The organism is Pseudomonas sp. LBUM1651 (assembly GCF_059716135.1).
The window spans coordinates 1,508,079-1,534,422 of record NZ_CP166805.1 but is presented as its reverse complement, the minus strand read 5'-3'; the positions used below and the strand labels follow the sequence as shown (position 1 = coordinate 1,534,422).

The 26,344-nt window shown below is 60.2% G+C and carries 25 protein-coding genes and 1 pseudogene; 12 read left to right on the top strand and 14 right to left on the bottom strand.

All coding sequences use genetic code 11. The features are described 5' to 3' along the window. Positions 1-249: 249 nt before the first annotated feature. The 4 genes and pseudogenes from ACA066_RS07120 to ACA066_RS07105 all read right to left on the bottom strand — a co-directional run bounded on the left by ACA066_RS07120 (position 250) and on the right by ACA066_RS07105 (position 4,161). Entirely contained in the window at positions 250-771 is a 522-nt protein-coding gene (locus tag ACA066_RS07120; protein WP_497698654.1) for a hypothetical protein, read from the bottom strand. A gap of 55 nt (positions 772-826) precedes the next feature. Further along, a pseudogene (locus ACA066_RS07115) lies at positions 827-1,844 on the bottom strand (PDDEXK nuclease domain-containing protein). Positions 1,845-2,027: 183 nt separating this feature from the next. Then, the gene (locus ACA066_RS07110; RefSeq protein WP_497698653.1) at positions 2,028-3,452 is read right to left on the bottom strand and encodes a sensor histidine kinase; all 1,425 of its coding nucleotides are present in this window, start codon (positions 3,450-3,452) and stop codon (positions 2,028-2,030) included. Beyond that, positions 3,439-4,161: a response regulator transcription factor gene (locus ACA066_RS07105; protein ID WP_497698652.1), complete on the bottom strand. Its 723-nt coding sequence runs from the start codon at positions 4,159-4,161 to the stop codon at positions 3,439-3,441. Before ACA066_RS07105 ends, ACA066_RS07110 begins: the two co-directional genes overlap by 14 nt. 214 nt (positions 4,162-4,375) lie before the next feature. Here ACA066_RS07105 and ACA066_RS07100 point away from each other — a divergent pair, with 214 nt between their 5' ends. The 4 genes from ACA066_RS07100 to ACA066_RS07085 all read left to right on the top strand — a co-directional run bounded on the left by ACA066_RS07100 (position 4,376) and on the right by ACA066_RS07085 (position 9,240). Next, positions 4,376-7,129: a response regulator gene (locus ACA066_RS07100; RefSeq protein ID WP_497698651.1), complete on the top strand. Its 2,754-nt coding sequence runs from the start codon at positions 4,376-4,378 to the stop codon at positions 7,127-7,129. Between the two features lie 202 nt (positions 7,130-7,331). Continuing rightward, positions 7,332-8,324 carry a 2-hydroxyacid dehydrogenase gene (locus ACA066_RS07095; RefSeq protein ID WP_497698650.1) on the top strand — a complete coding sequence of 331 codons (993 nt, stop codon included), beginning with the start codon at positions 7,332-7,334 and terminating at the stop codon, positions 8,322-8,324. Positions 8,325-8,401: 77 nt separating this feature from the next. Next, complete coding sequence (locus ACA066_RS07090) at positions 8,402-8,836, top strand: hypothetical protein (protein ID WP_497698649.1); 435 nt, start codon at positions 8,402-8,404, stop codon at positions 8,834-8,836. Further along, positions 8,836-9,240, top strand: a complete 405-nt coding sequence (locus tag ACA066_RS07085) for an META domain-containing protein (protein ID WP_497698648.1) — start codon at positions 8,836-8,838, stop codon at positions 9,238-9,240. The genes ACA066_RS07090 and ACA066_RS07085 overlap by 1 nt, the downstream gene beginning before the upstream one ends. A gap of 182 nt (positions 9,241-9,422) precedes the next feature. Here the strand turns inward: ACA066_RS07085 and ACA066_RS07080 are convergent, their stop codons facing one another. Continuing rightward, entirely contained in the window at positions 9,423-9,890 is a 468-nt protein-coding gene (locus tag ACA066_RS07080) for a TlpA disulfide reductase family protein (protein WP_497698647.1), read from the bottom strand. 114 nt (positions 9,891-10,004) lie between these two features. On the opposite strand from ACA066_RS07080, the gene arsC reads away from it, so the two are divergent. The 3 genes from arsC to ACA066_RS07065 are packed head-to-tail and all read left to right on the top strand — an operon-like array spanning position 10,005 to position 11,378. Further along, on the top strand, positions 10,005-10,358 hold the full coding sequence (gene arsC, locus ACA066_RS07075; protein ID WP_497698646.1) for an arsenate reductase (glutaredoxin): 354 nt from the start codon (positions 10,005-10,007) through the stop codon (positions 10,356-10,358). Beyond that, the gene (wrbA, locus tag ACA066_RS07070; RefSeq protein ID WP_008011647.1) at positions 10,355-10,951 is read left to right on the top strand and encodes an NAD(P)H:quinone oxidoreductase; all 597 of its coding nucleotides are present in this window, start codon (positions 10,355-10,357) and stop codon (positions 10,949-10,951) included. The genes arsC and wrbA overlap by 4 nt, the downstream gene beginning before the upstream one ends. A 1-nt stretch (position 10,952) precedes the next feature. After that, positions 10,953-11,378, top strand: a complete 426-nt coding sequence (locus ACA066_RS07065; RefSeq protein ID WP_497698645.1) for a DUF2069 domain-containing protein — start codon at positions 10,953-10,955, stop codon at positions 11,376-11,378. Between the two features lie 98 nt (positions 11,379-11,476). On the opposite strand, the gene ACA066_RS07060 is transcribed toward ACA066_RS07065, so the two are convergent. Together ACA066_RS07060 and ttcA are read right to left on the bottom strand one after the other, a co-directional pair. Beyond that, positions 11,477-12,151: a DNA-3-methyladenine glycosylase I gene (locus ACA066_RS07060; protein ID WP_497698644.1), complete on the bottom strand. Its 675-nt coding sequence runs from the start codon at positions 12,149-12,151 to the stop codon at positions 11,477-11,479. Positions 12,152-12,282: 131 nt separating this feature from the next. Next, positions 12,283-13,107 carry a tRNA 2-thiocytidine(32) synthetase TtcA gene (gene ttcA, locus ACA066_RS07055; RefSeq protein ID WP_497698643.1) on the bottom strand — a complete coding sequence of 275 codons (825 nt, stop codon included), beginning with the start codon at positions 13,105-13,107 and terminating at the stop codon, positions 12,283-12,285. 452 nt (positions 13,108-13,559) lie between these two features. Between ttcA and ACA066_RS07050 the strand changes: the two genes are divergently transcribed. Both ACA066_RS07050 and ACA066_RS07045 read left to right on the top strand, forming a co-directional pair. Next, positions 13,560-14,162: a Yip1 family protein gene (locus ACA066_RS07050; RefSeq protein WP_007899096.1), complete on the top strand. Its 603-nt coding sequence runs from the start codon at positions 13,560-13,562 to the stop codon at positions 14,160-14,162. A gap of 146 nt (positions 14,163-14,308) precedes the next feature. Beyond that, positions 14,309-14,803, top strand: a complete 495-nt coding sequence (locus tag ACA066_RS07045) for a SprT family zinc-dependent metalloprotease (RefSeq protein WP_497698642.1) — start codon at positions 14,309-14,311, stop codon at positions 14,801-14,803. Between the two features lie 109 nt (positions 14,804-14,912). Here the strand turns inward: ACA066_RS07045 and ACA066_RS07040 are convergent, their stop codons facing one another. Next, on the bottom strand, positions 14,913-16,094 hold the full coding sequence (locus tag ACA066_RS07040; RefSeq protein WP_497698641.1) for a CaiB/BaiF CoA transferase family protein: 1,182 nt from the start codon (positions 16,092-16,094) through the stop codon (positions 14,913-14,915). 145 nt (positions 16,095-16,239) lie between these two features. Beyond that, the gene (locus ACA066_RS07035; RefSeq protein ID WP_497698640.1) at positions 16,240-17,574 is read right to left on the bottom strand and encodes a dicarboxylate/amino acid:cation symporter; all 1,335 of its coding nucleotides are present in this window, start codon (positions 17,572-17,574) and stop codon (positions 16,240-16,242) included. Positions 17,575-17,911: 337 nt separating this feature from the next. Between ACA066_RS07035 and ACA066_RS07030 the strand changes: the two genes are divergently transcribed. Beyond that, a complete protein-coding gene (locus tag ACA066_RS07030; protein WP_497698639.1) occupies positions 17,912-18,910 on the top strand; it encodes an AraC family transcriptional regulator in 999 nt (332 codons plus the stop codon). Positions 18,911-19,060: 150 nt separating this feature from the next. Here the strand turns inward: ACA066_RS07030 and ACA066_RS07025 are convergent, their stop codons facing one another. The 3 genes from ACA066_RS07025 to ACA066_RS07015 form a co-directional block, all read right to left on the bottom strand. Further along, a complete protein-coding gene (locus ACA066_RS07025; RefSeq protein WP_497698638.1) occupies positions 19,061-20,407 on the bottom strand; it encodes an ATP-binding protein in 1,347 nt (448 codons plus the stop codon). Beyond that, on the bottom strand, positions 20,404-21,081 hold the full coding sequence (locus tag ACA066_RS07020) for a response regulator (RefSeq protein ID WP_008029360.1): 678 nt from the start codon (positions 21,079-21,081) through the stop codon (positions 20,404-20,406). Before ACA066_RS07020 ends, ACA066_RS07025 begins: the two co-directional genes overlap by 4 nt. A gap of 188 nt (positions 21,082-21,269) precedes the next feature. Beyond that, on the bottom strand, positions 21,270-21,872 hold the full coding sequence (locus tag ACA066_RS07015; RefSeq protein WP_253430735.1) for a porin family protein: 603 nt from the start codon (positions 21,870-21,872) through the stop codon (positions 21,270-21,272). Positions 21,873-22,018: 146 nt separating this feature from the next. On the opposite strand from ACA066_RS07015, the gene ACA066_RS07010 reads away from it, so the two are divergent. Both ACA066_RS07010 and ACA066_RS07005 read left to right on the top strand, forming a co-directional pair. After that, positions 22,019-22,810 carry a dienelactone hydrolase family protein gene (locus ACA066_RS07010; protein ID WP_497698637.1) on the top strand — a complete coding sequence of 264 codons (792 nt, stop codon included), beginning with the start codon at positions 22,019-22,021 and terminating at the stop codon, positions 22,808-22,810. Between the two features lie 194 nt (positions 22,811-23,004). After that, complete coding sequence (locus ACA066_RS07005; protein WP_497698636.1) at positions 23,005-23,730, top strand: 4'-phosphopantetheinyl transferase family protein; 726 nt, start codon at positions 23,005-23,007, stop codon at positions 23,728-23,730. A 128-nt stretch (positions 23,731-23,858) separates the two neighbouring features. On the opposite strand, the gene ACA066_RS07000 is transcribed toward ACA066_RS07005, so the two are convergent. Both ACA066_RS07000 and ACA066_RS06995 read right to left on the bottom strand, forming a co-directional pair. After that, complete coding sequence (locus ACA066_RS07000) at positions 23,859-25,469, bottom strand: ATP-binding protein (RefSeq protein WP_497698635.1); 1,611 nt, start codon at positions 25,467-25,469, stop codon at positions 23,859-23,861. Next, on the bottom strand, positions 25,466-26,188 hold the full coding sequence (locus tag ACA066_RS06995; protein ID WP_497698634.1) for a response regulator: 723 nt from the start codon (positions 26,186-26,188) through the stop codon (positions 25,466-25,468). Before ACA066_RS06995 ends, ACA066_RS07000 begins: the two co-directional genes overlap by 4 nt. Positions 26,189-26,344 lie beyond the last annotated feature (156 nt).

The following is a 26,344-nucleotide window of genomic DNA, read 5'->3' as shown; positions in this document are numbered from 1 at the left end:
CTTCCACTATTACTGCCGTAGGCGCGGGTTTGCCCCCGGACTTGTATATTGAAAGATTAACTGGATCAATCTGGAGCGAGGTCGCCGGCGGCACCGGCAATACCGCTTCAGTGCTTGGTCCTCTGGGAACTTACAGAATCCGCCACTCCAACACACTAACTGTCGACAGACAATATTCTGCAACTACCCGCTACAACCGATAGACAACAGAGTGACCGGCGCCTAAAAAATTTTCGGGCGCCGGGTGACTCAGGCCTGAATGCTGATGGACAGATCATTTCTAGTTGAACGGGAAAAATAGGAGAGTGCATTTATGACTTGATTTGCGCCCAGCAAAGCTCTCGTCACCTCCTTGAATGACTCTTGGTGAGCGTACATGGGCCAATTACTAGCGTATGCCTTGTTATCACCCAGCTTTTGATTGAACAACGCAATCGCATTATATCTGACGTCTTTTTCAGTCTGACGACCATACTGATCAAAAGCCATATTTCCGGATATAAAATGACTTGCCACATGTCCGTCTATCAGCTCAATCTCATAGAGTTTAGATCCTATTTTCGCAAGCTCATTAGTGCTTATCGATGTAAAATCATACCCTCTAATTAAATCTTTTAACTCTCCAACCAAAGTATCGCTTGCCAGGTTTAACACCCCAGCAGCGTCCTTGGCATCGGTTATCGTGTGCGCATTGTTTGTCTCGTGCGGATTTTTAATAAAGTAGGCATCAGCTTGCTTCGACAAGGCGGACGTTCTTATTATTACGTTCATTGGTTATCCTTCTTGAATTACAACCACAAGTTAAATACCCCCCAAACAATGCTTGTTACGTCAAACCGGCGACATTCAAGGCATAGAATTCATGCAATTTGGCCTGCAGCAATTGTTTGTCGGGAAGTTGGACCTGGTATTCAGCGATCAGCGCTGGCGAAAGGCTGCGATTAAGGGCGTACTCGACCACTTCGTCGTCCTTGCTGGCACAGAGAAGTACACCAATGGCAGGGTTTTCGTGGTGCTTGCGCTCACCCCGATCCAGCGCCTCCAGATAGAAATTCAGCTTGCCCAGATACTCCGGTTCAAAACGACCGACCTTGAGCTCAATGGCCACCAGGCAGTTAAGCCCCCCGGTGAAAGAACAACAGGTCCAGGGCGAAATCCCGGCCGCCAACTTGCAACGGGTATTGGGAGCCGACAAAGCAGAAATCGCGGCCAAGCTCGATCAGGAATTCCTTGAGACGCATCAGCAAACCCTGATGCAGATCGGTTTCGGTATGGGCACCGGGCAGGTCGAGAAACTCGACCATGTAGGCGTCGCGGAATATCTCAAGTGCTGAGGGGTGGGTTTGTCTCAGCGCTGCGGAGGCTTTGACCGGTTGGGTCATGCTGCGCTCGAACAACGCAGCTTTAAACTGACGCTCCAGCTCGCGCTTTGACCACTTTTCATGAACGGCCATCCGCAGGTAGAACTCGCGCTCTTCCGGGTGTTTGCTTTGGCTGAGGACGATCATGTTATGGGTCCAGGGTAATTGTCTCACCAGCGGTGAGACAATTACGTCGTCCCGATAAGTCTCGTAGAACTGGCGCATGCGGAACAGATTTGGCCGGGTAAACCCACGCAACCCTGGCTGAGTTTGAGCCAGATGCTCAGCCAATTGACTGACGACGGAGTCCCCCCATTCCGCCAGTTCGATCTTGCGACTGATGTAACCACCCACCTGCCAATACAGCTCGATCAGACGTGTATTCACCGCCTGCATGGCCTGCTGCCTGGCGCCGTGAATCAGCGCAAGCACTTCATTGAAACGGTCGTCGGTGGTGTTGCCGGGAACGTGGGGAGCAGTCATGCCTGATTCCTTGAACATGAGTTAAAGCGTGAGCTTAAACCGTCAAGGAAGCTTGAAATGACCGGTGATACCCTTTGGGAAATGTCGTACAGAATCTCGGGAACGCTCTGGCAAAATCAAAGCGGTGGTGGATGGGAGGGCCTCTTCGCGAGCAAGCTCGCTCCCACAGGGGATTCGGGTTGATCACACTATTTTTGGTTGGCACCGTCCCACTGTGGGAGCAAGCCTGCTCGCGAAGGCGTAATCACTGACGCCATCGGCATCAGCCACCAACCGCATATTCAGCCGCAACCCTGAGCCGCTGTTCTCAGCCCAAAGCCGCCCACCCTGCCGCTGCACCGCATTCCGCGCAATGCTCAACCCCAACCCGAACCCTCCATCCCCCGGCCGCGAACCATCAAGCCGAGTGAAGGGCGAGAAGATCCGCTCCAGATCCTCGTCAGCCACCCCGCCCCCTTCATCCTCCAGCCACAGATGCCAGAAGTCGCCATCGCGCCGCCCATCCAGTCGCACAACACCGCCTTTCGGCGAATGACGAATGGCATTGCGCAATATGTTTTCCAGCGCCTGCGCCAGGGTATTGAGATTGCCGCGCACCCAGCAGGATGAATCCACCGCACACTGCAACTGGCCCACCGGGCAGCAGCTTTCATAGCAGGCGTTTTCTGTAAGCATTTCCCAAAGTGCCGGAATCTGGATCGCTTCGTCGGGCAAGGGTGAGCGCTCGGTGTCGAGCCAGGCCAGTTGCAGCGTGTCTTCGACCAGGCGCTGCATGCCATCGACTTCGCGACCGATGCGTTCGCGCAGTTGCGTCAGACTTTGCTCGCCCTCGCTGGCCACGCGCAAACGGCTCAATGGCGTGCGCAATTCATGGGACAGGTCACGCAGCAGTTGTTGTTGCAGGGCCACCGTGCTTTGCAGGCGCTCGGACATGTGATCGAACGCGCGGCCCAGCTCACCCAATTCATCGGAACGGTTGGTTGTGTGGCGCGACAGTCGCACGCCCAGTTGGTCGGCACGCCAGGCGTTGGCCTGCTCGCGCAGTTGATTGAGAGGAACCACCAGCAGTCGATACAACCCGACGCACAGCAGCAAAGTGAACAGCCCTGGAATCACACCGTTGGTGATCACGCGCCAGAACACTCGATAGCGCCCGGGCATGAAACGCTGGGGCAGTTCGATGACCAGGCTGCCGGCCGACGAGTCGCCGGGAAATGGTACGCGCAACCATGGCAAACGTTTTTTGTGGATAGGCCAATCGAGGCCGCGCAGGAATGTCAGCCGCTGGATTTCCGGGTCCGTCAGCGGCTGGCTGCTCAATGACTGTAAATCACCGCCGATGACGCCCGCCCAACCCGCTTCACGCTGGCGCATTTCCTGTAGCCAGGCATCGACACCGGCACTCTGCCCCTGCTCCCACGCCTGCTCGGCTTCGGCGGCGTAACCTGCCAGAGTGCCGCGGGCTTCATCCGACAGAAACTGGTTGCGCTCTTCCATGTAGCGGCCCCAGGACCAGCTCAGCCAGATCATCAGCAGACAGAACGCCACCAGCAGACAGGCGAGTTTCCAGAACAGCGAATGCCGGCCCGGCAGGTCAGACCATTTCATCGGCAGCACTCAAGACATAACCCTTGCCCCAGACCGTGCGCACTTGCCGCTCGGTGTAGCCGATGGCCTTGAGCTTTCTGCGGATCTGGCTGATGTGCATGTCGAGGCTGCGGTCGTGGGCCGCGTATCCCCGTTGCAACACATGTTGATAAAGGAAGGCCTTGCTCATCACTTCATCGCCGTTGCGGTTGAGCGTGTCCAGCAATCGGTACTCGCTGCGCGTCAGGCCGGCGGCGTGCTCGCCAAAGAACACCTCGAAGCGTTCATCGTCGAAATGCAGACTGTCCACCGCCAAGGCAACCGGTTCGACTGCCGGCCGACGATCCAGCGCGACGCGCCGCAGGATCGCTTCGATACGCACGCGCAATTCGGCCATGCTGAAGGGCTTGGGCAAGTAGTCATCGGCGCCGAGGCGGAAACCGCTGATGCGATCCGCCTCGGCCCCCAGCGCCGACATCAGCACCACCGGAGTGGAATGGCTCTGGCGCAATTGGGTCAGCACGTTCAGACCGTTCATGCCCGGGAGCAGAATGTCCATCAGCACCACATCGAAGGCTTGTTCCCGGGCAATCGCCAGGCCTTCTTGTCCGTTCTGACACCAGGTCACTTGGAAACCGCTGCGGCCCAGTTGCTCGTAAACATAGGCACCGAGCACCAGGTCGTCTTCGATGGAAAGGATGCGGGATTGGCCGACAGAAATGGGAGTCATGAGTATCTGCAAATAATTCTCAGTTGGCGATTATTCAAGATTGCCTCGCCGGGGGCAACCCAAGGTTTGCCCGCGACGCCAAAGCACTCAATGACCCGACGAATGACGTCATCAATTTTACGAAGATTGCCCGCAAGCAAATCGCTACACTGCGCAAGTGGCGCGTGCCGGATGTACGCGCAGGTTCCTAAATGGCTGGATGCAGGAGAGAGGCGTGCTCAAGAAACTGGGAATTAAAGGCCGCGTGTTGTTGCTGACCTTGCTTCCGACCAGCCTGATGGCCCTGGTGCTGGGCGGCTATTTCACCTGGATGCAGCAATCCGACCTGCAGACCCAACTCATGCAGCGCGGCGAAATGATCGCCGAACAGCTCGCGCCTCTCGTGGCCCCGGCCATGGGTCACAAGGACGCCGAACTGCTGGAACGCATCGCCACCCAATCCCTGGAAACCGCCGACGTGCGCGCGGTGACCTTCCTCGCCCCGGACCGCACGCTGCTCGCCCACGCCGGCCCGACCATGCTCAATCAGGCACCATTGGGCAATGGCTCGCAGATGCTGCGCCGCAGTGGCAACGATGCGACGCGTTACCTGCTGCCGGTGTTCGGCAAGCACCGCAATCTGGCCGGCGACCTGATTCCCGATGAAGCCGACCGCCTGCTGGGCTGGGTCGAACTCGAACTGTCCCACAACGGCATGCTGCTGCGCGGTTATCGCAGCCTGTTCGCCAGCCTTTTGTTGATCGGCGCGGGCCTCGCCGGTGCGGCGCTGCTGGCGTTGCGCATGGGCCGGACCATCAACCGGCCGCTGAGCCAGATCAAGCAGGCGGTGGCGCAACTCAAGGACGGTCATCTGGAAACCCGCCTGCCGCCCCTCGGCAGTCAGGAGCTGGATGAACTGGCGTCCGGCATCAACCGCATGGCCGGCACCCTGCAAAATGCGCAGGAAGAATTGCAGCACAGCATCGACCAGGCCACCGAAGACGTGCGCCAGAACCTGGAAACCATCGAAATCCAGAACATCGAGCTGGACCTGGCGCGTAAAGAGGCCCTGGAAGCGAGCCGGATCAAATCCGAGTTCCTGGCCAACATGAGCCATGAAATCCGCACGCCGCTCAACGGCATTCTCGGTTTCACCCACCTGCTGCAAAAAAGCGAGCTGACCCCGCGCCAGCTCGATTACCTGGGCACCATCGAGAAATCCGCCGACAGCCTGCTGGGGATCATCAACGAGATCCTCGACTTCTCGAAAATCGAGGCCGGCAAGCTGGTACTCGACCATATTCCGTTCAACCTGCGCGATTTGCTCCAGGACACCCTGACCATCCTCGCCCCGGCCGCCCACGCCAAACAGCTGGAGCTGGTGAGCCTGGTGTATCGCGACACGCCGCTGTCGCTGGTCGGCGATCCGCTGCGACTCAAGCAGATCCTCACCAACCTGGTGAGCAACGCGATCAAGTTCACCCGCGAAGGCACCATCGTTGCCCGCGCCATGCTCGAAGAAGAACACGAAGACAGCGTGCAACTGCGCATCAGCATTCAGGACACCGGCATCGGCTTGTCGAACGAGGACGTGCGGGCGCTGTTCCAGGCCTTCAGCCAGGCCGACAACTCGCTGTCCCGGCAACCCGGCGGCACTGGTTTGGGATTGGTGATTTCCAAGCGTTTGATCGAACAGATGGGCGGCGAGATCGGCGTCGACAGCACGCCGGGCGAAGGTTCGGAATTCTGGATCAGCCTGAGCCTGCCCAAAACCCGCGACGACGCTGAAGACCTGCCCGGTCCGCCGCTGCTCGGACGCCGCGTCGCAGTACTGGAAAACCACGAACTGGCCCGTCAGGCATTGCAGCATCAACTGGAAGACTGTGGCCTGGAAGTGACGCCGTTCAATACCCTGGAAAGCCTGACCAATGGCGTGACTGGCGCGCACCAGTCCGATCAGGCGATCGACCTCGCCGTGCTCGGCATCACCAGCAACGACATGCCGCCGGAACGCCTGAATCAGCACATCTGGGACCTCGAACACCTCGGCTGCAAAGTGCTGGTCCTGTGCCCGACCACCGAGCAGACGCTGTTTCACCTTTCGGTGCCCAACCCGCACAGTCAGCTTCAAGCCAAACCGGCCTGCACCCGCAAGTTGCGCCGGGCCTTGTCCGATCTGGTCAATCCGCGCCAGCAACGCAGCGACCCCGGCGAACCGGTGTCCAGCCGTGCGCCGAAGGTGCTGTGTGTCGACGACAACCCGGCCAATCTGCTACTGGTGCAAACCCTGCTTGAAGACCTGGGCGCCAAGGTGCTCGCGGTGGAAAGCGGTTACGCCGCGGTCAAGGCAGTGCAGAGCGAGACCTTCGATCTGGTGCTGATGGACGTGCAGATGCCTGGCATGGACGGGCGCCAGAGCACCGAAACCATTCGCCAGTGGGAAAGCGAACGGCATTGCACCCCGCTGCCGATCGTAGCCCTTACCGCCCACGCCATGGCCAACGAAAAACGCGCGCTGCTGCAAAGCGGCATGGACGATTACCTGACCAAACCGATCAGCGAACGGCAACTGGCGCAGGTGGTGCTGAAGTGGACCGGCCTGGCGCTGCGCAATCAAGGGCCGGAGCGTTCCAGCGACAGCCATGGTAGCGCCCACGAGTTGCAGGTGCTGGACCATGAGGAAGGTTTGCGCCTGGCCGCCGGCAAGGCGGATCTGGCAGCGGACATGCTGGCGATGTTGCTGGCGTCCCTGGAAGCCGACCGCGAAGCGATCCGCGTAGCCCGGGAAACCAACGACCACAATGCCTTGATCGAACGGGTGCATCGCCTGCATGGCGCGACCCGTTATTGCGGCGTGCCGCAACTGCGCGCGGCCTGCCAGCGCAGCGAAACCCTGCTCAAGCAACAAGACCCGAAAGCGCCCCGCGCACTGGAAGACCTCGACCGCGCCATCAATCGCCTGGCGGCTCATGCCCGTATAAATGCTTGATGCAGCGCAATGGCGTTGATTACCTTCAGCGCTAGGCTCACCGCAACCCCTTGTAGGAGCATGGCTTGCCAGCGAAGGGGCCCTCAAATTTTGCGTCGCTCTCGAGGACGCCTTCGCTGGCAAGCCAAGCTCCTACAGAGATCCGGGCGGGCCTGAGTTTTCGGCAACAGGCACACACCGTGAATTTTTCCAGGAGGACGCCATGCGCACGATACTTTTCAGCAGCCAGACCTACGACCGCGACAGTTTTCTCGGCGCCGACCTCCCCGCCGGCATCGAGCTGCACTTTCAATCGGCGCGACTGAGCCTGGACACGGCGGCGCTGGCGGAACATCACGAAGTCGTCTGCGCCTTCATCAATGATGACCTCAGTGCCCCGGTGCTCGAACGTCTCGCCGCCGGCGGCACACGCCTGATCGCCCTGCGTTCGGCCGGGTACAACCATGTCGACCTTGCAGTAGCGAAGCGTCTGGGGTTGTCGGTCGTACGGGTTCCGGCTTACTCGCCCCATGCCGTGGCCGAGCATGCGGTGGCGTTGATCCTGGCGCTCAACCGGCGCCTGCATCGCGCCTACAACCGCACCCGCGAAGGGGATTTCAGCCTGCATGGGCTGACCGGGTTTGACCTGGTGGGCAAGACGGTCGGTGTGGTCGGCACCGGGCAGATCGGCGCGACCTTCGCGAAAATCATGAACGGTTTCGGCTGTCAGCTCCTGGCTTACGATCCTTACCCCAATCCGCAGGTCGAAGCCCTCGGCACGCGTTATCTGAGCTTGCCGCAGCTGCTGGCCGAGTCGCAGATCATCAGCCTGCATTGCCCGCTCAACGAGCAGAGCAAACACCTGATCAACCGCGAGTCACTGGCGCACATGCAACCCGGCGCCATGTTGATCAACACCGGACGTGGCGGTCTGGTGGACACGCCGGCGCTGATCGACGCGTTGAAGGATGGCCAACTGGGTTATCTGGGGCTGGACGTGTATGAGGAGGAAGCGCAGCTGTTCTTCGAGGACCGATCCGATTTGCCGTTGCAGGACGACGTGCTGGCACGCCTGCTGACCTTCCCGAACGTGATCGTCACCGCGCACCAGGCTTTCCTGACCCGCGAAGCCCTGGGCGCCATTGCCGCGACAACGTTGCAGAACATTGCAGCCTGGGCGGCGGGCACTCTGCAAAATCAGGTCGATGCTGGCTGAACCGGATCGAAGGTCACTTCCCTGCGCGGTGCGGCGTCGATGTCCGTGCTAGCATGCCGCGCATATTTGGAGGACCCATGGTCGAACACGATTTTCGCTATAGCCTGATGAACCCGCAACACACCCTCACCGAATGCCGCGCCCTGGTGCCGGGGCGTTATCAAGTCACCGGCAACGGCGGCTCGATTCGTAACAATGACGTGCTGGTCGTGACCCTCAAAGGTGCCAAGGACTTGTCCATGCGCCTGACCGTCGAAACGGTTCGCCACCTGATCAACCCGCCCGGCCAATGGGTCGCGGTGGCCAGCGGCCCGGTGTTCGGCGAACTGGCGATCCACACCTGGAAAGTCAATTGCGACAGCTGCGCCAAAGAGCTCAGCTTCGAGTTCGCGGTCGATGCCAAGTTGGGCAACAAGGCCGAAAAGCCTGCCGCTAAGGCACGAATTGCGGAGTTGGGCTGGAAGTCCGTCGGCGAAAAACACCTGTGCCCGAAATGCCAGGAGCCTGCGTGATGAAACGCCTTGCTCTGACCGCGATGGTCGGCGCCAGCCTGCTGGGCTGCGCCGCCGAGCCGGTGCAATTGCAGCAGAACCGCAGTTATATTCTGGAATGGATCGGCGAACGCCCGCTGATGGATTACAGCCACCTGACCGTCACACTCGGTGAAGACGGTCGCGCCTACGGCAATGGCGGCTGCAATCACTGGTTCGCGCCGTACACGCTCGACGGCGACAAACTGAGCTTCGGCAAGGTCGGCAGTACTCGCAAGCTGTGCGCGCCGGCGCTCATGGAACAGGAAAAGCGCTTCCTCCAGGCCCTGGAAAACGTGCAGCGCTGGGATGTTTCGCCGATCGACCAGATGCGCTTCTGGCCAGCGCAAGGCAAGCCGTTGCGTTGGTGGCTTGAAGAGGGTTGATCCCGCAGCATGCATTCCCCCGCATGCTCCCTGCAGGAGCGAAGCTTGCTCCGGGCGGCGTTCCGACGATGGACGTCAACGAAAACGCGGGCAGTCTGGATGAACGCGTTGTTCGGGCGTTTTTCGCGAGCAAGCTTCGCTCCTACAACGGAAGGTGGAACCTGCTCAGGTGACTACATGACTCAGTTGCCTGCCTGCAACGCCTCAAGCTTAGCCATTACCCCCGCCGCCGTCTGCTCGCCCATCAGCTGTTCGCGCACCTTGCCTTTGTTATCGATGATGTATGTCACCGGCAACGCCTCGCTGCGCGGCAAATCAAACAGCTCCGCCGGATCCGACGCCAACACGGTGAACCTGATCCCCAGTTTCTCACTGGCACTTTTCAGCTCTTCACCCTGCACATTGTCGAAGTTGACCCCGAACACACCGATCTTCCTGTCCTTCAACTGATCGGCCAGCCCGTTCAATTCCGGGATCTCGGTCCGGCACGGGCCACACCATTCGGCCCAGTAATTGAGCACCAGCCATTGTTTGTCCAGACGTTCGGCGGCGACTTTATGGCCGTTCTGATCGATGCCATAGTCGTTGCCGCAGCCCCCTAGCATCAACGTCCCGAAGATCGCCAATGCCGCTGCCAGTCGCCTTGTCATGTCGTGATCCTTGTTCAAAATTGAATGCGCCTGCGACCCATCGCCTCCCAAGGTTCTGGATTACGCGCTGCACAGTTAGAATAGCCGCCACCTTACGCAAGATGCGACCCGCACATGACCGATCTGACGCTTTATCACAACCCGCGCTGCTCGAAATCCCGCGGTGCGCTCGAACTGCTCGAAGCCCGCGGCCTGACCCCGACCGTAGTCCGCTACCTCGAGACCCCGTTGGACGCCGCGCAACTGCAGGGTCTGCTGAAAAAGCTCGGCCTCAGCGCGCGGCAACTGCTGCGCACCGGTGAGGACGAGTACAAAACCCTCAACCTCGCCGACGCCGGTCTGAGCGAGGCGCAATTGATCGCCGCCATCGCCGCGCACCCGAAACTTATGGAGCGGCCGATTCTCGAGGTCGGCGACAAAGCCATCATCGGCCGTCCGCCGGAGAACGTGCTGGAGTTGCTGCCGTGAGCGCGCCGTACATTCTGGTTCTGTATTACAGCCGCAGCGGCTCGACCAATGAAATGGCCCGGCAGATCGCCCGCGGTGTCGAACAGTCCGGGATGGAAGCGCGCCTGCGCACCGTGCCGGCGATTTCCACCGAGTGCGAAGCGGTGTCGCCGGACATTCCGGACGAAGGCGCGCTGTATGCCAGCCTCGACGACCTGAAGAACTGCGCGGGCCTGGCCCTCGGCAGTCCGACGCGCTTCGGCAACATGGCGGCGCCGCTCAAGTACTTCCTCGACGGCACCAGCAACCTGTGGCTGACCGGCGCCCTCGTCGGCAAACCGGCCGGCGTGTTCACCTCCACCGCGAGCCTGCATGGCGGTCAGGAAACCACGCTGTTGTCGATGATGCTGCCGTTGCTGCACCACGGCATGCTGATCACCGGCCTGCCGTACAGCGAATCCGCGCTGCTGGAAACTCGCGGCGGCGGCACGCCGTACGGCGCCAGTCATCACGCCGGCGCCGATGGCAAAAGCGGTTTGAATGAACATGAAGTGGCGCTGTGCCGAGCCTTGGGTCTGCGCCTGGCGAAGACCGCGCAAAAGTTGGTGAGCTGACATGGCCAAAAAGCCGAAGGTGCTGCCTTCCATTGAATGGCTCGAACCGCGGGTTCGGGCGATGCGCGTCATCAGTCTGCTGTGCTACTTCGCACTGGTGGGATTGCTCTGCGTCTATTACCTGGTGGTCGCCGACCTGCATGGCGCACGGCCGTGGGTGATTTTGCTGATCGAACTGGTGCCGCTGCTGTTGCTGGCGCCGGGGATGATCATCGGCAGCGCGCGTGGGCATTCGTGGATGTGCTTTGTGGTGAACCTGTATTTCATCAAGGGCGCACTGGCGGCGTATGACCCGAACCGGCAGCTGTTCGGTTTGCTGGAAATGGGCGCGAGCCTCGCGGTGTTTTGTTCGGCGCTGCTGTATGTGCGGTGGCGGTTTCAGTTGAATCGCAAGTTGGCGGGTGAGGGTGAAATCTCCGTCGCCTGACAGATTGCAATCGCTAGCAGGCTAGCTCCCACAGGGGAATGTGTACGCCACAGATCCAATGTGGGAGCCAGCCTGCTGGCGATTGGCGCAACTCGGTCTCAATGATTCACTGTGTAGGCGAGCATCATCGAAATCTGGCTCATCGCCCGCCCGCCACTCTGCTCATGCCACTGATTGAACACACCCTGCACCGTCGCCAGGTCCCGCAGACTGGTCGGCACCTTGTCGACGATCTTCTGCGCATTCAACGCCGCCACCACGTCGTAGCTCGGCACAAACGTGTCCTTGCCGACCATCCGCAAGAATCGTGGCGCCGATAACCCGCCCAGTTGATGCCCGCGTTTTTTCAGATACGTCCACAACCCAACGATATCCGTCACCGGCCAATCAGCGATCAACGCGCCAAAGCTGCCCTGCTCATGCGCCACGTCCAGCACGAACTGCGCATTGCGCGGCACGCTCTTGAGCTTGCCCAGGTGACGGATGATCCGCGCGTCCTGCATCAGGCGTTCAAGGTGTTCGGCGCTCATCAGCACGACCTTTTCCGGGTCGAACTTGAAGAACACTTCTTCGAAGGCCGGCCACTTGGCGTCCACCAGGCTGTGCTTGAGCCCGGCGCGGAACACGCGCAGCGCCATGGTCGAGAGGTAGCGGTCGTCGCTGATCTTGCGCAATTGCGCCGCGGTCTTGGGAACGGGCAGATGGGCTTCCAGTTCAGCCGCTGAACCGAAGCGGTTCAGACAGTATTCGTGCAGCCACTTGTAATCGCGCATGCCCTCTCCTGATGAGTAAGTGAATAGACCAATGTGGGAGCCAGCCTGCTGGCGATGGCGGCGGGTCAGTCAACAATGATGTGTCTGACCCACCGCTATCGCCAGCAGGCTGGCTCCCACAGTGATTGTGTTTAGAGGTTCACTACATTGACGAACCGCGAGGCCGCGGTTTCGTCGATCTTCAAACTGGTGAAGTCGAACAGGTTGCGGTCCGCCAGTTGCGACGGGATCACGTTCTGCAAGCTGCGGAAAATGCTTTCGGTACGGCCCGGCGTCTTGCGCTCCCAGTCCTGCAGCATCTCCTTGACCACCTGACGCTGCAGGTTTTCCTGAGAACCGCAGAGGTTGCACGGGATGATCGGGAACTGTTTGAAGTCCGAGTAGGCCTGAATGTCTTTTTCGTTGCAGTAGGCAAGCGGGCGGATGACCACATTTCGACCGTCATCGGCACGCAGCTTCGGCGGCATGGCCTTGAGCGAGCCGTTGAAGAACATATTGAGGAAGAACGTCTCGACGATGTCGTCGCGGTGATGCCCGAGGGCCATTTTGGTCGCGCCGATTTCGTCAGCGAAGGTGTAGAGCGTGCCACGACGCAGGCGCGAGCACAGCGAGCAGGTGGTCTTGCCTTCCGGGATCAGTTCCTTGACCACCGAGTAAGTGTCTTTCTCGACGATGTGGTATTCGATGCCCAGGGTCTTGAGGTAAGCCGGCAGCACGTCTTCAGGGAAACCCGGCTGCTTCTGGTCCATGTTCACGGCGACGATCTCGAACTTGATCGGCGCGACCTTCTGCAAATGCATCAGCACATCGAGCATGGTGTAGCTGTCCTTGCCACCGGACAGGCAGACCATGACCTTGTCGCCGTCTTCAATCATGTTGAAATCGGCAACAGCCTCACCGGCCTGACGGCGAAGGCGCTTTTGCAGTTTGTTCTGGTTGACCGTGAGAGTGCCCATGACGCGAAATCCGTGAGGTGTGACGAAAGGCCGGCATTTTACGCAAAAACCCTACGCTGGCGAAGACCTTGGGAACTGCACTTTATCTGAGTGAAGGATACCCCTGTGGCGAGGGGGCTTGTCGAAACGCCGCATCGCCCCGTTCGGCTGCGAAGCAGTCGCAAAACCTGCTCCCATGTTCTGCATGAAGAAAAATGTTGGCTGAATTTGGGAGCGCTTCGCACTCCAACGGGGGCAAGCCCCCTCGCCACAGTGTTTGCGCAAGTCCCTGCAGCGATTAACAGATGTGTTTACAGCGCGATTTGCTCTAACGCCCTGCAACCTGCGCCGGTAAGACCTTTCTATACTGCGACTTGAGGTCGCACACATATCCAGACCTTTACTTACTTGGCCACTTTGGCCTGTAGGCGCTCCACTGGGGGGCGACGGTAAAAACAAGAGGAGTGACTGGCATGATCCATCACGTAGTGGGGCTCTTCACCCACCCCGACCAGGAATGGAAAGAAATCCGTGGCGACCAAGAGGAAAGCATCAGCCACATGTACCTGACCCACACGTTGATTCTGGCGGCGATCCCCGCCGTGTCGGCGTTTATCGGCACCACACAGGTCGGCTGGGTCATTGGCAGCCGAGCGCCGGTGATGCTGACGACAGAGAGTGCGCTATGGATGACGATCATGTCGTACCTGGCGATGCTCGGCGGCGTTGCAGTGATGGGCGCGTTCATCCACTGGATGGCGCGCACCTATGACGCCAATCCGAGCCTGGCCCGTTGCGTTGCGTTTGCGACCTATACCGCAACCCCGCTGTTCATTGGCGGCCTCGCGGCGCTGTACCCACACATGTGGCTGGGGATGATCGTCGGGACGGCGGCCATCTGCTACACGGTGTATCTGTTGTATGTGGGGCTACCCACTTTCATGAACATTCCATCAGACGAGGGATTCCTGTTTTCAAGTTCGGTGCTCGCTGTAGGCCTGGTGGTGCTGGTGGCCATTATGGCGTTCACGGTTATTGTCTGGGGACTCGGCGTGGGGCCGGTCTATACGAATTAGCAACACACCACCCAAAAACAAGATCTGCCAATACAGGCCGCCGCAGGGCGGCCTTCTAATGTGAGGGTAACAACCACTCGGCGCCTCGGCGATTCGCAAGCCCCCAGGGTTGCGGCATACTCAACGTCTCTGGAGATCCATCAAGCATGCCCGAGCAACTCAATATCCGCGTCGAAGACTGTTTCCAACAAGCCGAATCCTTTTTCAAACGAACCTTCCAACGCCCCGTGGTGAGCCTCAAGCTGCGTGGGCAAAAAGCCGGTGTCGCGCATCTGCACGAGAATCTGCTGCGCTTCAATCCGCAGTTGTACCGGGAAAACACCGAAGACTTCCTCAAGCAGACCGTGGCCCACGAAGTGGCGCACCTGATCGCTCATCAGCTGTTTGGCGATCGCATTCAGCCCCACGGCGAAGAGTGGCAATTGATCATGCGCGGCGTGTACGGACTGCCGCCCAATCGTTGCCACACCTATGACGTCAAGCGTCGCAGCGTGACCCGCTATATCTACAGGTGCCCGTGCGTCGATAGCGATTTCCCGTTTTCGGCGCAACGGCACAGCCTGGTGCGGCAGGGGCGGCGATATTTGTGTCGCAGATGCCGGAGCACGTTGGTGTTTAGTGGGGAGATGCGGGTCGAGTAGTGGGATTTGTGGTGCCTGTCCCGGCCTCATCGCGGGCAAGCCTTGCTCCTACAAAAGCATCGCAATACCTGTGGGAGCGAGCCTGCTCGCGAAGGGGCCCTAAAAACCATTACACAGCGACCTTGGCACGCCGCAGCTCTGCGATCCGCTCGACACTGAACCCCAACTCCCCCAACACCTGATCCGTATGTTGTCCCAGCGCCGCACCAATATGCCGAGGCTCGGGCAATCCGTCCGAGAACTTCAACGGACACGCCATCTGCGCCTGGCTCGTCCCGTCCCCCCGCGGCACGTCGGTCACCACTTCCCGAGCGCTCAACTGCGGATGCTGAACCGCTTCGCTCAAGGTCAACACCGGCTCGACACACGCATCAAGTTCGGAAAACAGCGCACACAACTCGGCAAAATCGTGTTTCTCGAATTCGGTCTTCAACGCGTCCTTGAGCTTCTTTTGCTGGGCAGGTTGAGGCGACAAGCCCAGGGCCGCCAGCTCCTCCAGCCCCAGCGCCGTGCACAATTGCTTCATGAAGGCCGGCTCCAGACTGCCCACCGATAACCAGCGGCCATCCCGCGAACGGTAATAATCGTAAAAGCTGCCGCCATTGAGCATCTGATCTTCCCTGCCCGGCTCCTCGCCGCAGGCCAGATAACCCGCACCGGCCATGGCGTTCAGGCTGAACGCGCAGTCGGTCATGCTCACATCCAGATGCTGCCCCAAACCGGTTTGCTGCCGGGCGATCACCGCTGCCAGCAGGCCTATCACTCCGTGCAACGAGCCACCGGCGACATCCGCCACTTGCATGCCCAAAGGCAACGGCCCGCTCTCGGCGCGACCGGTGTAGCTCGCCAGCCCCGCCAGCGCCAGGTAATTGATGTCGTGGCCGGCGCGGTCCTTGTAGGGGCCGGTCTGACCGTAACCGGTGATCGACACGTAGATCAGCTTCGGGTTGATCGCCTTCAACGCTTCATACCCCAGGCCCAGGCGTTCCATTACGCCGGGGCGGAACTGTTCCAGGACAATGTCGTAGTCCTGCAGCAACTGCTTGATGACCTCCAGCGCCTCGGGCTGCTTGAGGTCGAGCGCGAGGCTGCGCTTGTTGCGATTGAGGTAGGCGTGGCTGGCCGACACGCCCTGGTCATGGGGCGGCAGCACGCGCAGCAGGTCCATGCGGGTCGGCGATTCGATGCGCAACACCTCGGCGCCCATGTCGGCCAGTAACAGCGAGGCAAACGGCCCCGGCAGCAGTGTCGAGAAATCCAGAACCTTGAGGGATGCCAGTGGGCCGAGCATGAGCGATCTCCGTAAACGATGCTTCCAGCCTAGGCAGGCAACGCGATTGCAGCAATCACCTGATGTGTCAGCAACTGTGACCGTTGAGCTCAAATCGCAGTCATGAAAAAACCCGCCGAAGCGGGTTTTTCCATGACAACGCGTCCTACTTGACGTTACTTGGGGTCGGGCCTTCGGCCACACCCAGGTCGTCCTCTTCACGTTCGTCAGAGATACCGCGACCGCCAGAAGCCAGCTCGACTTGCAGCTTGTCTTCGTCCAGCTCTTTCACCCACTTGGCCACGACCAGGGTCGCAACAGCATTACCAACGAGATTGGTCAGCGCACGGGCTTCGGACATGAAGCGGTCGATACCGAGGATCAGCGCCAGACCGGCAACCGGCAGGTGGCCAACGGCGGACAGGGTGGCGGCCAGCACGATGAAGCCACTGCCGGTGACGCCCGCAGCACCTTTGGAGGACAGCAACAGCACCAGCAACAGGGTGATCTGGTGGGTGATGTCCATTTGGGTGTCGGTCGCCTGAGCGATGAACACAGCGGCCATGGTCAGGTAGATCGAAGTACCGTCGAGGTTGAACGAGTAACCCGTCGGAATCACCAGACCCACAACGGATTTCTGTGCACCCAGGCGTTCCATCTTGATCAGCATGCGTGGCAAAGCCGATTCTGAAGACGAAGTACCCAGCACAATCAGCAGTTCTTCACGGATGTAACGGATCAGCTTCAACACGCTGAAACCGTGCACGCGGCAGATGGCGCCCAGTACGAGAACCACGAACAGGATGCAGGTGATGTAGAAGCAGATCATCAACTGGCCGAGCTGTACCAGCGAGCCAACACCGTAAGCACCGATGGTGAAGGCCATGGCACCGAAGGCACCGACCGGCGCAAGCTTCATGATCATGTTGATGATGTTGAACATCACATGAGCAAAGCGATCGATGAAGTCCAGAACCGGCTTGCCGTATGCACCCAGGCGATGCAGGGCAAAACCGAAGATCACCGAGAACATCAGAACTTGCAGGATATCGCCGTTGGCGAAAGCGCCCACGATGGTGTTCGGGATCACATTGAGGATGAAGGCGACGATGCTCTGGTCTTTACCGGCCGAGATGAAGCCAGCGATTTTACTGGTGTCCAGAGTCGTTACGTCGATGTGCATGCCGGCGCCCGGTTGCACGACGTTGACCACGACCAGACCGATCAGCAAGGCGATGGTGGAAACGATTTCGAAGTACAGCAGCGCATAGCCGCCGGTCTTGCCGACCGATTTCATGTTCTGCATGCCGGCGATACCGCTGACGACCGTACAGAAGATGATGGGCGCGATGACCATCTTGATCAGTTTGATGAACCCGTCACCCAGTGGCTTGAGGGCCACACCGGTCTGCGGGTAGAAGTGACCAAGCAGGATGCCGATGGCGATGGCAACGATCACCTGGAAATACAGGGATTTGTACAGTGGCTGACGAGTCGTCATTGCAAAGTTCCTCAAGAGCGTCCCGCGACAACATCCATCTGTTGTCAACGACACCTCATTTGCGAACCCTCCTGCACTGGAGGGATTTGTTTTGTCGAGCTGCGCGATGGCAGGTCTCTGCTTGTTGCATCGCAAGTGGCGTGCCACCTCTGCCAAAACCCCTGCATGCCTTTTGACATCAGGGGTTACAGGTTTCACGTGCCCCTCGCTCACCTCAAAAAAATGGCGGATTTCCGCCCATCCGCCAGACCTCGTCCTGCAATCTGGCGGATATCCGCCTTGTTCATCGACAGGCAGCACGGCTACCATCCGTCGTTCATTGACGGAACTGCCTGCCATGCGCGAACGCACCATCGCCAGTCATTTCGCCCGCGCCGCCCTCGGTGGCGCGCGCCGCCTGGGTCATGACTGCTCAGAGCTGTTGCAACAACTCGGCATCAGCCCGCAGTTGCTTGAGGAGCCGCGTGCGCGAATCGCGCCTGAACAGTTCACCCGATTGATACAGGGGTTGTGGCTGGCACTCGACGATGAATACCTCGGTTTCGGGCCGGTCCCGAGCAAAACCGGCAGCTTCGCGATGATGTGCCACGCCGTGATTCACTGCCGAAATCTCGATAAGGCGCTGCATCGCGGCTTATTGTTTTATGGCCTGTTCACCGAGGGTCCGCGGCTGACCCTGACTCGCGAAGAGGAAATGATCCGTCTGAGCCTCGACGATTCGCAGTTCCGCGACCCGGACCATTTCCTCACCGAGAGCCAGTTGATGGTCTGGCATCGACTCGGCAGCTGGCTGATCGGCCAGCGCATCCGGCTGGAGCAGGCGACGTTCAGTTACCCGAGGCCCGCGCACGGGGCCGAATATGATTTGCTGTTCCCCTGCCCGATGGAGTTTGGCGCGCCGCAGAGCAGCCTGCTGTTTCACAGTCGCTACTTGAACATGCCGTTGTTGCAGGACGAACGAACCCTCAAGCATTTCCTCGAACGCTCACCCGCCGACCTGTTGTCGCGCCCGGACGACGGCGACAGCCTGAGCAGCCAGTTGCGCCGCTTGCTCAGCCGCGACAGCGCACGCTGGCCGGACCTGGAAACGGTGGCCGCACACCTGCACATCAGCCCGCAGACCTTGCGCCGGCACTTGCGTGAAGAGGGCTCGAGTTTTCAGGAGTTGAAGGATCAATTGCGCCGGGACATCGCGATTTATCACCTGGGGCGTGCAGATCTGTCGTTGCAACAGATTGCCGAGCAGTTGGGGTTTTCCGAGCCTTCGGCGTTTCATCGGGCGTTCAAGAAATGGACCGGGTTGACGCCTGGGGCTTATCGCGCACAAGAGAATTGAAGATAAGCCCATGGTTTCGTGGTGGATGGGCGGGTCTCTTCGCCGGCAAGCCGGTCTCGCTCCCACAGGGGGATCTTCGGTGTGACATAGATCCTTTGTGGGAGCGAGCCTGCTCGCGAAGAGGTCCGAAGGTGCACCATCAAACTCCCGTCACACCACCGGAAAATGAATCCGGAACACCGCGCCGCCCATGGGTGAATCACCCAGGGTCAACCTGGCGTTGTAGCTCTCGATGATGTCCTTGACCACCGCCAACCCGATCCCCTGCCCCGGGTGCTGACGGTCCAGCCGCTCGCCGCGCTGCAGAATCCGCGCACGCTGATCCGGCGGCACACCCGGCCCGTCGTCCTCGACGCATAACTCGACCCCGCTCAAGGTTTCGCGCACGCTGATGCGCACTTCGCCGAGGCACAGGCGATAGGCGTTCTCCAGCAAGTTGCCCAGCATTTCCAGCAAGGCGCCCTGCTCGATCGGCACATAACAGTGTTCCGGCAGATCGAAAGCCACCCGCACGCGCTTGTCGCGGTAGACCTTGTCCAGCGTATCGCAAAGGCTTTGCAGCACCGGCCGCAGCCGCACCTGATGGCGCACCAGACCGCTTTTGCGCAAGCTGGCGCGCTGCAACTGATAGCTGATCTGCTGGCTCATGCGCTCGATCTGGGTTTGCAGCACCCATGCCTGATCACGATCCTCCGGGCGCTGCGCCATGTCCTCGCTGACCCCTTGCAACACGGCCAGCGGGGTTTTCAGGCTGTGGGCCAGGTCGTCGAGGGAATCGCGATAACGACTGCGTTGTTCGCGCTCGCTGTGCAGCAGACGGTTGAGGGAGTCGGTCAGGCGCAGCAGTTCGCGCGGGTGCTGTTCGCTGAGGCTTTCGCGGGTGCCGCTTTCGATTTCGTCGAGTTCCTGGCTGAGCCGACGCAACGCCTGCAAACCCCAGGTCAGGCCGATCCACAGCAAAGCGAGCAACACCAGCAGCGCGGCGCCGAAGCCGAGGTAAAGGTTTTCCCGCAGACCTTCGAGGGTCACTTCGTATTCGCGCACCGGTTGCAGCGTGACAATGCTGAATGCCGCGCTTTTGCCGCCGAGCAATTTGACTTCGACGTCATAGACGAAGAATTCCTGACCGTCGGCTTCGCTGATTCTCGCGAACTCGTTACCGCGCCCGTCGTAACGCGGTTTGTAATTGATGTTCTCTTCGCGGGTGCCCTTCGAGCGCCACACCAGGTGACCTTCGCGGTCATAGATGTAGCCGAGCAAACGGCTGTCGGTGAGGTTGAAGCGCTCATCGGGCAACTGCGCCGGCATCTGCAGGTGGTTGCCCTCGACCCGGGCGGCGGAGATCAGCGTGGTGACGTCCGACGCCAGGCGTTGCTCGATGGAATCCTGCAACGCGAGGCTGAACGCGCCCTGCATCGCCGGCAACAACGCCAGCATGAACAACACCGCCAACAGCGTGGCGGCGAGCATCAAACGGACACGAAGAGAACGAATCAAGTGCAGCGCTCATTGAACAGGTAGCCGAGGCCACGCACGGTGTCGATCGGCTTGAACCCGGCCGGCCCTTCGAGTTTTCGGCGCAGGCGGCCGACCAGCACTTCAATCACGTTCGGATCGCGCTCGTCGTCGTCCGGGTAGAGCTGCTCCATCAAGCGGTCCTTGGCCACCACCTGCTGGTGATGACGCATCAGGTACTCGAGAATCCGGTACTCATACGCGGTCAGCGCCAGCGGCTGTTCGTCGAGGGACGCCTGTTTGCGATTGAGGTCGAGCAGCAACGGCCCGGCGACGATGGTCGACTGGGTGAAACCGCTGGAACGGCGCAGCAAGGCGTTCAGGCGCGCATCCAGCTCCTCGAACTGGAACGGCTTGACCACGTAATCATCGGCGCCGGCGGCGAGGCCTTCGACCTTGTCCTGCCAGTTGCCGCGCGCGGTGAGGATCAGGATCGGGAAAGTCTTGCCCCGTGAACGCAATTGGCGGATCAAATCGAGCCCGCCCATGCCTGGTAACCCGAGGTCGATCACCGCCAGGTCATGGTTGAACTGCTCGGTCTGGTACAGCGCCTCTTCGGCGTTGGCCACGGACTCGACCACGTGGCCGCTATCCGTCAGGCGGGTTTGCAGGTGATGGCGCAACAGCGCTTCATCTTCGACGACCAGCAGTTTCATGACGCTCTCCTACGCAAATCGTTATCTCCAACAGCAGTTTCGAACCAGCGCAGAACCTGTGGGAGCGAGACCGGCTTGCCGGCGATGAGGCCATCACAGTCAGCATTGATGTTGTCTGACCCACCGCCATCGCCGGCAAGCCGGTCTCGCTCCCACAGGGATTGCGCTTGACTGACCGGCAATGCTTATCAGAAAGCGTAGTTGGCGGACAGATACGTCTGGGCGCTGCTGGTCAGGTCCAGCGAACCCTGTTTGCTGCCGCCGCGCTCGCTCATCTCGGTGCTGGCATTGCTGCGCAGGTAACGGTAACCCAGTTCAACCGAGGTGTTTTGCGAAACCTGCTGCAACACACCCAACTGGCCGCCGACGGCGTAACCGATGTCGCTGTCGCGGCTGAAGCCTGGGGAGTCCTGGGTCAATTTGGTCAGACCGGCCGTGGCGCCGCCAAACAGTTTGGTGCTGCCGCCCACCGGATAGAACAGATCGTAGCTGCCCAGCAGGTTTTCCTGACGCAGTTTAATGCCATTGTGCGAGCCCGACACGTTGTCGTAAGTGGCGTAGTAGCGGCCCTGGCTGTTTTGCTGCCCCAGACGCACACCCCAGGTGTTGTCCTTGCCGATCACGCCGTCGGCGTTAGGGCTGTTGAGGTTGTCGTTCAATGCATGGGATTTTTTGACCTTGTCACTGGTCTGTCCAAAAGTAAGGCTGGCAAAGTTATCGTCAGCCGCGTGGGCGGCTACGCTTGCACCCATGACGGTGAAAGCCAGAAGCAGTTTCTTGAATGTAGTCATTGGGGAGTTTCCTCATGTGCCATGTGCTTTTCGGGTATGGCGCAAGGTTACTCACCTGGCCCTGAACTCCCCCTGAACGCACTCTGAACCTGAGCTGAACCGAATCGCACCGGCTGTTTTAACGACTTTTTGCAGGAGATCCGACCATGCGCGTATTCCTCGCTTTGCTTTTGCTGGTCTTGAGCGGGCTCAGTCAGGCCGCCATCAAGACTCAGGAAATCCCCTATCAGAGCCCCGACGGCACGAAGCTGATCGGTTATTACGCCTACGACGACGCGATCAAAGGCCCACGCCCGGGCGTGGTGGTGGTGCACGAATGGTGGGGGCTCAACGACTACACCAAGCGTCGCGCCCGTGACCTGGCCGGTCTGGGTTACAGCGCGCTGGCCATCGACATGTACGGCGACGGCAAGAACACCGAACATCCCAAGGACGCCATGACCTTCATGCAGGCCGCATTGAAAGACAGCGCTGCGTCCAGCGCCCGCTTCCAGGCCGGGCTCGATCTGTTGAAGAAACAGGCGCAAACCGACCCGAACAAAGTGGCTGCCATTGGTTATTGCTTTGGCGGCGCGGTGGTACTGAATGCGGCACGTCAGGGCTTGCCGCTGGCGGGCGTCGTGAGTTTCCACGGGGCGCTGGCGACGAAATCGCCTGCGACGCCGGGCAGCGTGAAGGCGAAAATCCTGGTCGAGCACGGTGCGCTGGACAGCATGGTCACGGCGGAAAACGTGGCGGCGTTCAAGGCCGAGATGGACAAGGCCGGGGCCGATTACCAGTTCGTCAACCTTGAAGGTGCCAAGCACGGGTTCAGCAATCCGGATGCGGATCGCCTGGGCCATGGCGATCATGGCGGGCCGGATATTGGTTACAGCAAAGCGGCGGATGAAAAGTCGTGGGCGGACATGCAGGCCTTCTTCAAGAAGATATTCGGCTGAGCAGTGACCTCTGTGGCGAGGGAGCTTGCTCCCGCTCGGCTGCGAAGCAGTCGTAAACCCGGCAAACGCGGCGTGTCTGCCATTTTACGATTGCAGGTTTTGGGGCTGCTACGCAGCCCAGCGGGAGCAAGCTCCCTCGCCACAAAAGCCTTTGCTACTACCCAGCCCGAAGGCAACCCGGCAAAATGCCCGACATGAATGCCCTCCCCGCACTGCCCGTTTGCTGCACCCCGCTCGATGCCCATTGGCCGCTGCCGTTTGTGCTGCCCGATACGGTGCTGCTGAGCACGCAATTCGACACTTCGCAACTGGCCATCGATGATTTCCAGCGCAGTGCCATCGAGCCACCCGCGACTATCCAGCGCTCAGTCGCCAAGCGTCAGGCAGAATTCCTTGCCGGGCGGATTTGCGCGCGGGCCGCACTGCAACAGCTGGAAGGGTTGAATGTCGTCCCCGCCATTGGCGACGACCGGGCGCCGGTCTGGCCTGCGCACATCAGCGGCTCGATCACCCACACCACCGGCCGGGCGGCGGCCATTGTCGCGCAGAAAACCCACTGGCGCGGCTTGGGCATGGACCTGGAAAACCTGCTCAACCCCGAACGGGCGGAACGCCTGGCCGGGGAAATTCTTACGCCGGCGGAATTGCAGCGCATGGCCGCCGGACCTCGCGATGAACTGGCGATGCTGGTGACGCTGACGTTTTCGGTGAAAGAGAGTTTGTTCAAGGCACTCTACCCGATCGTTCAGCAGCGGTTTTATTTTGAACATGCCGAAGTGCTGGAGTGGAGCGAGAGCGGTGAGGTGCGGTTGCGGTTGCTGACCGATCTGTCCAGTGAGTGGCAAAAGGGCACGGAGCTGGATGCGCAGTTCGGGATGATGGATGGGCAGTTGTTGAGCCTGGTCGGCATCAAGGCCTGAGGATTTGCAGTGCCTGTTCGGGCCTCTTCGCGAGCAAGCTCGGCTCCTACAGAGATTTTTGGTGAGACACAAACCCCTGTAGGAGCCGAGCTTGCTCGCGATGACGGCCGGGCAGGCAACATCAAATCTCAGCGCTTCTCCTGATTCCTCGGCCAACTCAGGCTAAAGCAAGCCCCGCCCAGACTCTTGCTCTTGCTGATCAACGCCCGCCCGTCGTGCCAATGGATGATCCGCCGCACGATCGACAAACCCAACCCATGCCCGCCCGACGCGCGGGTTCTGCTGTCATCCAGTCGCAGGAACGGCGTAAAGATTTTCTCCCACGCCGATTCGGGAACCCCCGGCCCGTCGTCTTCTATATCGACCCGACACCGCTGCTGCCCCACCTGATAACTCACGGTCACCCGCGATTGAGCATGGCGCATGGCGTTGCTCACCAGGTTCTGAATCGCCCGGTGCAAATAGCGAGGCTCGGCTTCGACCCAGGCGTCGTCACAATCGGCGGCCGACAGGCACAACCCGCGCTGCACCGTGACGTCGGCGCGCAGTGGCGCCAACTCTTCGATCACCTGATTGACCAGCGCATCCAGATCGATGCGCTGGAAATTCAGCGCCGGCGAACCCTGTTCCAGACGCGCGTAGGTCAGCATCTCATCCACCAGCCGGTCGAGATCCTCGATGTCGTGGTCCATGCCTTCGCAATATTTCTCCAAGGCCTGGGGCGTAGTGGCCGAGCCGATCATCTCCAGACCAAAACGCAGGCGCGCCACCGGCGTGCGCAATTCATGTGACACAGCACGCACCAGCTCCCGCTGAACCGCCAACAACTGTTGCAGGTGCTCGGCCATGCCGTTGAACGCCGACGCCAGGCGCCCGACCGAATCCGCGCCGCGTGCCGGCACGCGGGTTTCCAGGCTGCCTTTGGCGATGCGCGTGGCGGCCGCTTCGAGGCCACGCAAACGGCGCTCCAGTTGGCGCACCAGTAAATAGACGATCAAGCCGATCAGGCTCAAACCGAGGGCCGCGATCAGCACCAGCCATTCCGGCGGGTAAGGATTCATCTGGTACAGCGGACCGATTTCCAGCACCCACGGCGTGCCGACCATGCCGGCAAACACCCGGATCGAATCGCCCTCCTTGCCCAGCGCCATCACCGTGTCGCCTTCGGCCACGCGGCGGCTCTGATCTTCATCCATGTCGGCCTCATCGACCGTGACCAGCCGCAGATCGAAACCGAACCCCTTCTCTTCCTTTATCTGCGCCAGGCGCTTGGGCTGCTCGGCCACCGGCACCCGCACCAGTTCATCGGCAAGCAAATAAATCGTCGCCCGGGCCAGTTGTTCGCTGATCTGCTGCACCTCACCGGTGAGCACCAACTGTTCCTTGTCGCTGACCAGTCGATACACCTTCGCCGCATGGGGGCCGGTCTGTTCCACCAGCGCCTGGCCGCGCAGTACGCGGGTGCGCTGGGTCAGATCGAGGTCGGTCTGGGCGAAGGTTTTCAGCGCCAGGGGAATACCCAGCAGCCGCTCCCAAACCAGCAAGGCACGGTGACGCTGGGTTTCGTTCATGGGTTGCAGGTTGTCGGCCATCAGCGAGAACGTGCCGTGGGCCAGGCGCTCGCGGTACTGCTCGCTGCGCACCTGGTTGAGCATGTGCAGGGCCAGCACGCCGAGCACCGCCACCAGAATCAGCGCCGCGCACATGCCGCCATAGATGCGCAGGAAGATCGAATTCACAGCGAGGGATCTACGCAGGCTTCAGGCACGAACAGATAACCTTTGCTGCGAATGGTCTTGATCAGACGCGGATGGTCCGGGTCGTCGCCGATCTTCGGCCGGATGCGCGAAATGCGCACGTCGATGGAGCGGTCCTGGCCGTCATAGCCGATGCCGCGCAGGGCGGTGAAAATTTCTTCGCGAGACAGGATGCGTCCGGCGTTGGCCACCAACAGCCACAACAGATCGAACTCGGCGCTGGTCAATTCGATGCCGTTGTCATGCAGCCAGGCTTCACGCAACGCGTTATCGACCACCAGCGGGCCGAACTGCAGACGCCGTTGTTTTTCCGGGACCGGTTCAGGTGTTTCACTGCGGCGCAGCAACGCCTGGATGCGCGCCAGCAGCAAGCGCGGGCGCACCGGCTTGCACACGTAGTCATCGGCGCCCAGGTCGAGGCCCAGAATTTGATCGGTATCGTCGGTACGGGCGGTGAGCATCAGGATCGGGCCATCGAACTTGTCGCGGACCTTGCGGCAAATGCTCAGGCCATCTTCGCCCGGCAGCATCAGGTCGAGGATTACCAGGTCCGGTTTCTCATTGATGATGCGGGCCGCGGCCAGGGCGCCATTGCCCTCGATCGACACGCGCAGGCCGTTGGCTTCCAGATAATCGCGGGTCAGTTCGGCCAGACGCTGGTCGTCTTCCACAATCAATACCTGCCAGGCTTCTTGCTCCACGGTGACCTCTGCTTGCCAACAACACTTATTAGGAAGGATCCGCCCGTCTTTTTGTAATGATTGGGGAGGATAAGAATGCGTATGCACCGGCCGATTGTATAAACGCCACTCGTCCAGAACACAAGCTGGCAAATGCGTTCGGACACGCCGGTTTTT